Source organism: Pseudoxanthomonas beigongshangi (assembly GCF_016820515.1).
GTDB classification, from domain to species: domain Bacteria; phylum Pseudomonadota; class Gammaproteobacteria; order Xanthomonadales; family Xanthomonadaceae; genus Pseudoxanthomonas_A; species Pseudoxanthomonas_A beigongshangi.
Genome location: NZ_JADHDV010000048.1, coordinates 1 through 10,915 on the forward strand (window position 1 = coordinate 1; position 10,915 = coordinate 10,915).

Annotated in this window: 10 protein-coding genes; 4 read left to right on the forward strand and 6 right to left on the reverse strand. The window is 67.5% G+C overall.

All coding sequences use genetic code 11. From position 1 onward, the window contains the following. The 3 genes from rho to IQ458_RS19110 form a co-directional block, all read left to right on the forward strand. On the forward strand, positions 1-1,519 hold a 1,519-nt coding region (gene rho / locus IQ458_RS19100), incomplete at its 5' end, for a transcription termination factor Rho (RefSeq protein WP_235997014.1). 73 nt (positions 1,520-1,592) lie between these two features. Next, the gene (locus IQ458_RS19105) at positions 1,593-2,501 is read left to right on the forward strand and encodes a LysR family transcriptional regulator (protein WP_203323796.1); all 909 of its coding nucleotides are present in this window, start codon (positions 1,593-1,595) and stop codon (positions 2,499-2,501) included. A 116-nt stretch (positions 2,502-2,617) separates the two neighbouring features. Further along, on the forward strand, positions 2,618-3,616 hold the full coding sequence (locus IQ458_RS19110) for a cyclase family protein (protein WP_203323797.1): 999 nt from the start codon (positions 2,618-2,620) through the stop codon (positions 3,614-3,616). A 67-nt stretch (positions 3,617-3,683) separates the two neighbouring features. On the opposite strand, the gene IQ458_RS19115 is transcribed toward IQ458_RS19110, so the two are convergent. The 5 genes from IQ458_RS19115 to IQ458_RS19135 all read right to left on the reverse strand — a co-directional run bounded on the left by IQ458_RS19115 (position 3,684) and on the right by IQ458_RS19135 (position 8,093). Continuing rightward, on the reverse strand, positions 3,684-4,616 hold the full coding sequence (locus tag IQ458_RS19115) for an energy transducer TonB (protein WP_203323798.1): 933 nt from the start codon (positions 4,614-4,616) through the stop codon (positions 3,684-3,686). 86 nt (positions 4,617-4,702) lie between these two features. Further along, a complete protein-coding gene (locus IQ458_RS19120; RefSeq protein WP_225562541.1) occupies positions 4,703-5,584 on the reverse strand; it encodes a TonB family protein in 882 nt (293 codons plus the stop codon). A 59-nt stretch (positions 5,585-5,643) separates the two neighbouring features. Beyond that, on the reverse strand, positions 5,644-6,462 hold the full coding sequence (locus IQ458_RS19125) for a TonB family protein (RefSeq protein WP_203323799.1): 819 nt from the start codon (positions 6,460-6,462) through the stop codon (positions 5,644-5,646). Continuing rightward, positions 6,459-7,253, reverse strand: coding sequence for an energy transducer TonB (locus tag IQ458_RS19130; RefSeq protein ID WP_203323800.1), 795 nt, complete (start codon positions 7,251-7,253; stop codon positions 6,459-6,461). The genes IQ458_RS19125 and IQ458_RS19130 overlap by 4 nt, the downstream gene beginning before the upstream one ends. Before the next feature lie 42 nt (positions 7,254-7,295). Next, complete coding sequence (locus tag IQ458_RS19135) at positions 7,296-8,093, reverse strand: energy transducer TonB (RefSeq protein ID WP_203323801.1); 798 nt, start codon at positions 8,091-8,093, stop codon at positions 7,296-7,298. A gap of 122 nt (positions 8,094-8,215) precedes the next feature. On the opposite strand from IQ458_RS19135, the gene IQ458_RS19140 reads away from it, so the two are divergent. Continuing rightward, complete coding sequence (locus IQ458_RS19140) at positions 8,216-10,027, forward strand: monovalent cation:proton antiporter-2 (CPA2) family protein (RefSeq protein WP_183639622.1); 1,812 nt, start codon at positions 8,216-8,218, stop codon at positions 10,025-10,027. A gap of 31 nt (positions 10,028-10,058) precedes the next feature. On the opposite strand, the gene IQ458_RS19145 is transcribed toward IQ458_RS19140, so the two are convergent. Further along, on the reverse strand, positions 10,059-10,915 hold an 857-nt coding region (locus tag IQ458_RS19145; RefSeq protein ID WP_203323802.1), incomplete at its 5' end, for an ankyrin repeat domain-containing protein.

Here is a 10,915-nt window from a genome sequence, read left to right on the forward strand (position 1 = left end):
CGCCGCCGCGCCCGCCCAGCCGGAAGGCGCCGCCGACACCGGCGGCGGCCAGCAGCAGGGCCAGGGGGATGGCGAGCCGCGCGACCAGCGCGACGGCAACCGCTTCAACAACAACAACCGCCGCGACCGCTTCCGCAACCGCCGTGACCGCGAGCGCGGCCGCGACCGCTACAACGACGGCATGCCCGGCGACGGCAACGGCGGCAACGAGAATTACGTCCCGCGCCAGATGCCGAGCGTCCCGGAGGGCTTCCCGCAGTACTCGCTGGGCGACCTCAAGCGCATGCCGGCGCCCAAGCTGCTGGAAATCGCCGAGCAGCTGAACATCCAGGAAGGCGTGGCCCGCGCCCGCAAGCAGGACGTCATCTTCGCCCTGCTGAAGGTGCTGACCCGCCACGGCGAAGGCGTGGCCGCCGACGGCGTGCTGGAAATCCTGCCGGACGGCTTCGGCTTCCTGCGCGCGGCCGAGGCCAGCTACCTGGCCGGCCCGGACGACGTCTACATCAGCCCCAGCCAGATCCGCCGCTTCAACCTGCGCACCGGCGACCACCTGTCCGGCCGCATCCGCTTCCCGAAGGACGGCGAGCGCTACTTCGCGCTGTCGACCATCGACACCATCAACGGCGAGCCGCTGGAAGCGTCGAAGAACAAGGTGCTGTTCGAGAACCTGACCCCGCTGTTCCCGCGTCGCCGCTTCACCCTGGAGCGTGGCAACGGTTCGTCGGAAGACATCGCCGGCCGCATCCTCGACCTGATGGCGCCGCAGGGCAAGGGCCAGCGCGCGCTGATCGTGTCGCCGCCCAAGGCCGGCAAGACGATCATGATGCAGCAGATCGCCACCGCCATCACCACCAACCACCCGGACGTGCACCTGATCGTGCTGCTGGTGGACGAGCGTCCGGAAGAAGTCACCGAGATGCAGCGCACCGTGCGCGGTGAAGTGGTGTCGTCGACCTTCGACGAGCCCGCCGCCCGCCACGTGCAGGTCGCCGAGATGGTGATCGAGCGCGCCAAGCGCCTGGTCGAGCACAAGAAGGACGTGGTGATCATGCTCGACTCGATCACCCGCCTGGCCCGCGCCTACAACAACGTCGTGCCCAGCTCCGGCAAGGTGCTGACCGGTGGCGTGGACGCCAACGCCCTGCATCGTCCGAAGCGCTTCTTCGGCGCCGCGCGCAACGTCGAGGAAGGCGGCTCGCTGACCATCATCGCCACCGCGCTGGTCGAGACCGGCAGCAAGATGGACGAGGTGATCTACGAAGAGTTCAAGGGTACCGGCAACAGCGAAGTGCACCTGAACCGCCGCATCACCGAGAAGCGCGTCTACCCGGCCATCGACATCAACCGCTCCGGCACCCGCCGCGAGGACCTGCTGATCGAGCCGGAACTGCTGCAGAAGATCTGGATCCTGCGCAAGCTGCTCCATCCGATGGACGAAATCGCCGCGATGGAGTTCCTGCTGGACAAGATGAAGAACACCAAGTCCAACGACGAGTTCTTCGCTTCGATGAAGCGCTGAACCAACCGCAAGACGGAAACGCCGGCCCACGCCGGCGTTTCCATTTCCGGCTTCGCTTTCCTCCGATACCGCCATGGATCAACTCAACGCGATGCGCGCCTTCCGGCGGGTTGTCGAACTGGGCGGCTTCGCCCGCGCCGCCGAGAATCTGGGCGCGTCCGCAGCCGGCCTGAGCAAGCAGATCCGGCAACTGGAGGAACACCTGGGCGCGGTGTTGCTGCAACGGACCACCCGCCGGATGAGCCTGACCGACGCCGGGCAGGCCTACTTCGCCGAATGCCGCCGGCTGCTGGACGAAATGGATCGGGTCGAGCACGCGCTGCGCGCGCAGGCCGGCCAGGTCGAGGGCCGCTTGCGGGTCAACGCACCGACCTCGTTCGGCCTGGCCGTGCTGTCACCGCTGCTCGGGGATTTCCTGGCCCGGCATCCGCGGCTGAAGCTGGATCTGGCGCTGGACGATCGCGTGCTCGACGTGATCGGCACCGGCTTCGACGTGTCCTTGCGCGTGCGCAGCACGCTGGAGGATTCCTCGCTGATCGCGCGCCGGCTCGGCACGATCCAGCAGATGCTGTGCGCTTCGCCGGCCTATCTAAAGCGGCACGGCGTGCCGGGCACGCCGTCCGAGCTGCTCCAGCACGATGTGCTCGCCTACGCCTTGGCCGACACGCCCGATAGCTGGCAATTGCAGGGCCCCGAAGGAATGACGCGGGTGGCGCTGCCGCCGGCGCGCACCGTCGTCAACAACAGCCTGATGCTGCGCGATCTGCTGTGCGCCGGCCTCGGCATCGGCGCGCTGCCTTCGTTCCTGGCCGCGCCGGCCATCGCCGCCGGCCGTCTGCGGCGCGTCCTGCCGGCCTGCGGTTATCCGCCCCGGCAGGTGTATGCGATCTATCCCACCACGCGGCACCTGCCGCCCAAGGTGCAGGTCTTCGTCGATTTCCTCGCCCAGGCGCTGCCGCCCCTGCTGGAAACCGATTCGTAACCGGCAGCGAAAACTGTCCGCACCCGCGAGGCATTTTTCGCCGCCGGCCACGCGCTCAAGCTGGGAATCCCCGGGCCGCCTGTTCCAGGCGCCCGCTCCACAAGGATTCCCGCAACATGAGTGCTTCCCTTCCCCGTCCCCTGCGTCGCCTGGCCCTGTCCGCGCTGCTGGCCGCTTCCCTGTCCGCCGCCGCGACCGGCCATGCCGGCAAGGTCGGCACCAGCGCCTGGGGTCCCGGTGACGAAATCGGCCGGCTCAACCTGATCACGCCCGAGTCCCGCGCCGCGATCCTGTCGCGCGTCGATGGCCGTCGCGCCTATGACCTGGCCACCGATTACTACATCGGCATGCCCAGCTGGCAGGGCGCGGGCGATCCGCACTACCAGTTCTGGATGACCCATACGCCGCGCGGCACCGCCGTCGACGATCCGATGGGCGTGGGCGACTCGCTCAACGCCAGCACCAGCTACACCGGCACCGCGTTCTCGATGTACAGCCACACCGGCACCCACATCGACGCGCTCAACCATTTCGGCCTGCACGGCCGGATCTGGAACGGCTTCAGCGCCGACGAACACCTGGGCGATCGCGGCTGGCGCAAGGCCGGCATCGAGAAGTTCCCGAACCTGATCGCCCGCGGCGTGCTGATCGACGTCGCCGCGGCCAAGGGCGTGGAAATGCTGGCGGATCAGTACCGCATCACCCGCGCCGACCTGCAGGCGGCGCTGGCGAAGCAGAAGGTGAAACTGCAGCGCGGCGACGTCGTGCTGATCCGCACCGGCCGGATGCGCCTGTTCGACCAGCCGGATGCCTACATGGCCAATCCTCCAGGCATGAGCCTGGACGCGGCGCGCTACCTGGTCGAGGACGGCGGGGCAATGGTGGTCGGCGCCGACAATCTGAGCTTCGAGACCTTTCCCTCGCAGGAACCCGACGCCTACGTTCCGCTGCACACCTACCTGCTGGCCGAACAGGGCGTGCCGATCATCGAGCTGATCGCCCTGGACGAACTCTCGCGTGACAAGGTCTACGAGTTCGCCTTCATCGGCGGCCCGCTGAAGATCCGGGGTGGCGACGCGGCGCCGTTGCGACCGATCGCACTACCGCTCAAGTGACGGTCGCGTCCGGAACCGTTCCTCCGGATGTCATCACGCCTACGGAAACCGGAAGAAGCCTTGGCACTCAACCGCACAGCGGCGTCAGCAGGCGGCGACCCTTGCCGACTTCATAGACCTCGCCGGCCACCAGCGCATCCGGGGCGCACGCATCGTCCTGCTCCATCCAGGGCGCGCTCTGGCGAGGCCCGGGAATGTAGGCACGCCATTCGCCGTAGCCGGGTAGCTTTTCGCCCCAGAAGAGGAAGTCCACCGGTACGCGCACCTGCCAGAACGGGGCATTGGCGGTGTCGCCTTCTGTGGGCGGCTGGAATCGCCAGCGCCTGGCCGCCGTCAGCGCCGCTTCCGAAAGCCATTTGCGCATCTGCCGCATCTGGCGCTCGTTGCCGACGGTGCCCAGGTTGACCTGCTCGGCAAGCACTTCGCCGACCGAACCGTCCCGCTCCACCTTGATCACCAGGTACACGCTGCCGCGCGCGCCCATGCGCACGGCATTCTCCGGAAAACGTGGCGGCGTCATCTGGATGCTGCGAACCGAGTCGGCGCGCTGCCGGAGCTTTTCCGGATCCGCTTCGTCACCGAAGTGGCCACCGGTCAGCGTCACCCGGTAGTTGCCATCTTCGAGTCGGTTGGCCACCACCCGCAGGCTCATCCTGGCCTTGCCACGCCGCGGATGGCCATCAATCACGACCGGTTCGAACTTCCATCCGCCCGAGGCTTTGTCGATCAACTCCGCGACCGCTGCCGGCAACTTCTCCCGCTGATCGATATCGAGCCGGCCAACCGCGCCATCGGCTTCAATGATCACCCAGCCGGTCACCAGCATGCTGGCCTCGGTCTGCTTCCTGATCTCCTTGATGCTCAACTCCGCACTGGCGGCGCCGCTGATCAGCAGCGCCGCGACGCACAGGCAAGCGCGTGCGATTGCCAATGTTCCTTTCATCGCAAGTTCCTCGAATGATCCGCCATCGAGCCTAGCGGGCGAGGAAACCGCCTTCAATTAACATTGACATTCCCGCAGGTCACGGGAAATTGCGCGAACGCCTCGGCTAACGGAGCATCTCCGCGTCCAAGGCCAGGCAATACTCAGCCCGACAGCGGCGTAAGCAGGCGCCGGCCCTTGCCGATCTCGTAGACGCCGCCGGCCACCATGGCATCCGGAGCGTCGTCCTCGCCATGCTCCGATTGCATCCACGGCGCACTCTGGCGGGGGCCCGGAACATAAACCTCCCACCGGCCGTAGCCCGGCGCTTTCTTCTCGGGCATCTTGTAATCCACGGGCACCCGCACCAGCCAGAACGGCGCCGCCGCCTCCGCTCCTTCCGTTGGCGGCCGGAAGATCCATTTCTTCGCCACCGCCAGGGCCGACTCGGAGAACGCGTCACGGGCCTGCTGCATCAATCGCTCGTTGCCGACAAAGCCCAGATTGACCTGTTCGGCGATCACATCCGCAACCGTGCCATCGCGCGCCACCTTGACCACCAGATACACGGTGCCCTGTGCGCCCGCGCGCGCCGCGCCTCCCGGATAGGCGGGCGGCAAGAGCTTGACGCTCCGCACGGAGTCATTGCGCTTCTGGCGCTCTTCCGGACTGATCGCCTCGTCGCCGAAATGGCCGCCGCGCAGCGCCACCTGGAAGTCGCCATTCGGCAGCTTGTTGGCCACCACCCGCAAGCTCATCCGCGCCTTGCCGCGGCGCGCGACGCCATCGACCAGGATCGGTTCGAACTTCCAGCTCGCAGCGGCCTTGTCGATCAGGCCGGCTACGGCCGGTGGCAGTTTCTCGCGCTGATCGAGATCCAGTTTCGCCACCGTGCCGTCCGGCTCGATGATGACCGCGCCGGTCACCAGCATGCTGGCCTCGACCTGCGCGCGGACTTCCTTGATGCCGGCAACCGCCGTGCAGGCGATACCGAGCAGCAATGCGATCGCCAGCCATCGGCCCATTCCGCGCATTTCCATGATCATGTCGTTGCTCCTCCGCTATTCGTCCGACACCGGAACGCCTGCATATTCCCCATGACGACTCAGCCTCCTCCTTCCAGTCGCCTGAAAGGCGAATCCAATGCCACCGGACGCTGATCATCGCCCTGTTTCATCAGGGCCATGCATTCGGGCTTGTCGGCCTTCGCGTTCGCCGCCACTGTCCCGCGCAAGCGGCGTTCGAAGTGCAAGGGCATCCTCATTCGGGTCCGGACCGGCTTTCCGTCCACTTCTTCCGGCATGAAACGCAGCTGCTCCACCCAATCCTCGATGGCCTGCTGGAACAGGCGCTGGCTGCGTGCCGGCTTGAACTCGACCGTTTCCAGCGTAGCACTACCGTCCGGTTCCACCACGAACTGCACCAGCCCACTGCCGCCGGCCTGTTGCTTTATCGCTTCGACCGGGTATTGCGGCGGCGGCGACCTCCCATCCGGTCGCCACGCGCCCGGCCCGGCGCCCTTGTAGTCGATCGCCAGTTGATAGCCTTCAGACACCGGTGCGGCGCATGCGCCCAGGGTCAGGTAGGTCTTGCCTGCGCGCGGCTGTCCATCGATATCGGGCGGGACGAATCGCCACTGCGTGATCTGGTTGCGGACAAAGGACGCCACCACCTCCGGTAGCTGCTCCGGAAGCTGGATATCCGTGGGACGCCCCATCGCGTCGATGCTCACCGCGGCCCGGGTCTGGAATACAACCAACTCCTCTTCCGCGGGACCCGCCGCCAACGCGGCGTGGGTGCCGGCCATCAACAGCATCGTTGCCAGCACCCGATTGCGTTGTGGACGCGAACGCCGTTTCTTCACCGCCCGCTGCGGGATCCCATCCATCCATCGATCTCCCTGCCGGTCCAGGGAACCGCTCAAAGCGCGGTTCCCACCACGGGCGTTTTCAGTTTCACCGAGTAGTCCAGCGCCAGGACTTCGCCGTCCTTCAAGCCGGACGCATCAAACGCCTGGCGGGAAGGCGCGAGCCAGGGGATCGGTCGGGCTGGCCCTGCCGATTCGTAGTGCCAACCCTCCCGTGGAGGGCGGTCCACATTCATGCGGTAGCTGATCGGCACGATCAGGGTGGTGTCCCCTTGCTCGTGCAAGGCCGTATCGACGGGTTCGAACGTCCATTCGCGCGCGGCTTCCACCGACGCGGTTTCCAGCAGCGCTCCCCACTTTTCGGCCGCCTTGGCGGCAACTTTCTTGTACGGCCAGGAGGTCTGCACGGCCACGGCGTCAATCACCTTGCCCGAAGCATCGACCCTGACCGCCACCAGTACGTCGCCGCCCACGCCATTGATCGCCGCCTGCTTGGGATAGCGCGGCGGCTTCATCGAGACCGCGTCCCGATACCCCGAGAAGCGGACGTCCTCCACTTGCAATTGGAAGCCCTCGGTCACCTCTCGGGCGATCAGTGTCAGGTGAACGCGGGCCTTCGCATGGGTCGCCTTGCCGTCACGCAGCACAGGCTCGAACTTCCATTGCCGCACCGAGCGCTCGACCAGCGACTTGACCTCCGGCGTCAGCTCGGTGTCGATCCGGTAATCGAACACGGCACCGGTCGGGTCGATACCGATTTCCCCGTTTACCGGCAGCCGCAGCCCCGCATCCTGGGCCAGGACGGTCGTTGCCATGGCCCACAGGGCCAAACCCAGAATCCTTTTCATCAACCATTCTCCGGTTCGACGACCACGAAATGCGGATCCCGCCTAGAGCGCGGTCCCCACCACGGGCGTTTTCAGTTTCACCGAGTAGTCCAGCGCCAAGGCTTCGCCCTGCTTCAATCCAGACGCGTCAAAGGTCTGCTGTGCCGGCTCCAGCCAGGGAATGGGCCTGGCGGGTCCGGCCGATTCCTGGCGCCATCCCGCCGTGGCCAGGGGCGCGTTCACCCGAAAACTGATCGGCACCACCAGCGTGGTATCGGCCGGTTCGGATTGCGCGGGATCGTTCGGTTCGAACCGCCACTTGCGGGCGGCATCAACGGATGCCTTTTCCAGTACCTTGCCCCAATAACGCATCGCGCTTTCGCTGATCTTCTCGTACGGCCACGCGCTCTGCACCGCGGCGGCCTCAACAACCTTGCCCTGGGCGTCGACCCGCACCGCCACCAGCACGTCGCCGCTGATGCCGGCCCGGGCGGCTTCCGGCGGATAGCGTGGCGGATTCATCAGCGCCGTCTTGCGATAGCCCGAGAAGCGGGCCTCCTCCACCTTCAGCTGGAATCCGCCGTCCACCTGGTGCGCGATCAGGGTCAGGTGCATGCGCGCCTTGGCGTGGGTGGCGACACCGCCACGCAATACCGGCTCGAACTTCCATTGCCGGACCGAACGCTCCACCAACACCTTGACCTCGGGCGTCAGTTCGGAGTCGATGCGATAGTCGAATACGGCGCCCGCCGGGTCGATGCCGATTTCCCCGTTCACCGGCATCCGCAGCTCCGCGGTCTGTGTCTGTGCCTGGGCCAGGGCGGCCAGCAGCCACAGTGCGAGTCCCCAAATCCCCTTCATCTCCCGCTCCCTGGATGAACCGCTGCCGAGCCTAGCGCGGGTGGTGACCGGCTTCAATCGCCGCGGCCGGCCCGGGTCGCGGGGGCTGCCTGCATAATGTCCTTCGACCCCGAGGTGAATGCATGCACGGTAGCGGCCTGGAACTGACATTGGTGTTTCTGCTGGCCGCGGTCATCGCGGTACCGGTGTTCAAGCGGCTGGGCATCGGCGCGGTGCTGGCCTACCTGGTCGCCGGCGTGGTGCTGGGGCCGGACGGCATGGCGCTGGTGCGCGATGCGGACCGGGTCCTGGACGCGGCGGAAATCGGCGTGGTGATGATGCTGTTCGTCATCGGCCTGGAATTGTCGCCGTCGCGCCTGCGGGTGATGCGCAAACCTGTGTTCGGCGCCGGTGGCCTGCAGGTCCTGCTCACCGCGCTGGCACTGGGCGGCATCGCCCTGCTGGCCGAGCACCATTGGAAAACCTCGCTGGTGATCGGCCTGGGACTGGCGCTGTCCTCGACCGCGGTCAGCCTGCAGTTGCTGTCCGAGCGCAAGGAACTGACCAGCGAGCACGGCCGGCTCGGCTTCGCCATCCTGTTGTTTCAGGATCTGGTGGCGATTCCGTTGCTGGCGGCGATTCCGCTGCTGGGCGGAGCCAAGAACGAGACCCTGACCTGGACCATGGTGTTCCAGGCCATCGGTGCGATGGCGATCGTCATTTTCGGCGGGCGACTGCTCCTGCGGCACATGTTCCGGGTGGTGGCGCGCACGCGGATGCCGGAAGTGTTCACCGCCAGCGCGCTGCTGGTGGTGCTGGGCACGGCCTGGTTCATGCAGCTGGCCGGGCTGAGCGCGGGCCTGGGCGCATTCCTGGCCGGCGTGCTGCTGTCGGATTCGGAATTCCGGCACGAGCTGGAATCGCAGATCGAACCCTTCAAGGGCCTGCTGCTGGGCCTGTTCTTCATCGCCGTGGGCATGGACATCGATCTGGATCGGGTGGTCGCCGAACCGCAGATCATCAGCGCCGGCGTGCTGGTGCTGTTGCTGGTGAAGTTCGGCATCCTCTTCCTGCTCGGCCTGTGGCCTGGCCGGCTGGGCGTGCGCGGCGCGCTGATGCTGGGCGGCGCGCTGTGGCTGGGCGGCGAGTTCGCGTTCGTGGTGTTCAACGAAGCCGCGCGCGTGAAGCTGCTGGACGCCGACGTGCGGGATCGCCTGGTCGCCATCGTGGGTGTATCGATGGCGCTGACCCCGCTGCTGATGATGGGCATCTCGCGCTGGGTTTCGGGCATCGCCCGGCCCGTGCAGGACACGCGCGCCTTCGACGACATCCCGGATCAGACCCCGCAGGTTCTGATTGCCGGCATGGGCCGGTTCGGCCAGATCGTGGCGCGCGTGCTCACTTCGCAGCGGATCCCGTTCGTCGCCCTCGAACACAGCCCGGAGACGGTGGACACGCTGCGCCGGTTCGGCGGCGCGCGCATCTACTACGGCGATCCCACCCGCCCCGATCTGTTGCGTTCGGCCGGCGCGCAGCACGTCAAGGTGTTCGTGATCGCGATGGACGATCCGGACACCAACATCAAGGCGGTTCGGCTGATCCGCCGCATGTATCCGAACGCCAAGGTGCTGGCGCGCGCGCGCAACCGCCAGCACGCGTGGCGGCTGATGGATCTGAGCACCGAACCATTCCGCGAGACGCTGGGCACGAGCCTGGAAATGGCCGAGCAGACGCTGGTGGCGCTGGGGCGTTCGCCCGAGGCGGCGGCCCAGCAGGCCCGGCGTTTCCGCGAGCACGACGAGAAGCTGCTGCGCGCGCAGTACCTGGTCTACGACGATGACGCGGCGGTCGTGCAGACCGCGCGCGACGCCGTCGGCGATCTGGAGAAACTGTTCGAGGCCGATGCCAGCGACGAGGATACCGGCGCCACGGATGCCGCGCCGCGCGCGACCTGAGGGACACGCGGGAGCGGCGGGGCGACGGGCTTCAGCCGCCGGGTTCGCGCAGGAAACGCGCCATCGAGGCACCGGGCGCCACCGGCACGAACTCGCCGGCCACGTCGACGAAACCGCGCATCACCGCGATCTCGCGCGGGGTGCGGTTCAGGGCATCGCGCAAATCCGGATCCGCACCCGCGCGCAGCAAGCGCTGCACCACCCGCAACAGGCCATGCAGCGCGGCCAGGTGCAGCGGACCGAAACCGCGCGGATCCTGGGTTTCCAGGGAAACCTCCTCATCGAGCAGGCGCTCGACCCCGGCCAGCACGACCTCCTCGTCGCAGGCGGTGCCCGGTTCGGCGCGCGCCCCCAGCAACAGCAGCAGCGGTGTGACCGAACCGGCGGCGACCTGATCGGGTTCGGCGCCGGACAGCAGCAGGGTGTCGAACAGCGCGACCAGCCGTGGCTTGTCGCGCGAGGTGAAACCGTACAGGGCGGCGCAATGCAGCGGCGTCAGGCCCTGCGCATCGCCGGCATGCACGTTCGCGCCCGCGGTCAGCAGGCGCGCGACGATGTCCGGCAGTCCCAGCGCGGCCGCCAGCATCAGCACGGTGACGCCGCCCGGCAGGCGGTGTTCCAGTGCGGCGCCGGCCTGCAGCAGCAGCGCCACGATCTCGGCCTGGCGCATGCTCACCGCCGCCGACAACGGGGTGGCGCCGGTGTTCGCCGCGTTCTGCGGATCCGCGCCGCGCGCCAGCAGCAGTTCCACAGCAGCGCGATGACCGCCGCCGGCCGCGCGCAGCAGCGCGGTGCAGCCCTGCGCGTCCGGCGAATCCACCGCGAATCCCAGATCCAGCAAGCGGCGCACCGCGTCGGCGTCGCCGACCATCGCCGCCGCCGGCAGAT

Excerpts from the sequence above, each read along its gene's own strand:
- IQ458_RS19105 (WP_203323796.1), top strand. The coding sequence starts at position 1,593 with ATGGATCAACTCAACGCGATGCGCGCCTTCCGGCGGGTTGTCGAACTG.
- IQ458_RS19110 (WP_203323797.1), top strand. The coding sequence starts at position 2,618 with ATGAGTGCTTCCCTTCCCCGTCCCCTGCGTCGCCTGGCCCTGTCCGCG.
- IQ458_RS19120 (WP_225562541.1), bottom strand. The coding sequence starts at position 5,584 with ATGATCATGGAAATGCGCGGAATGGGCCGATGGCTGGCGATCGCATTG.
- IQ458_RS19130 (WP_203323800.1), bottom strand. The coding sequence starts at position 7,253 with ATGAAAAGGATTCTGGGTTTGGCCCTGTGGGCCATGGCAACGACCGTC.
- IQ458_RS19135 (WP_203323801.1), bottom strand. The coding sequence starts at position 8,093 with ATGAAGGGGATTTGGGGACTCGCACTGTGGCTGCTGGCCGCCCTGGCC.
- IQ458_RS19140 (WP_183639622.1), top strand. The coding sequence starts at position 8,216 with ATGCACGGTAGCGGCCTGGAACTGACATTGGTGTTTCTGCTGGCCGCG.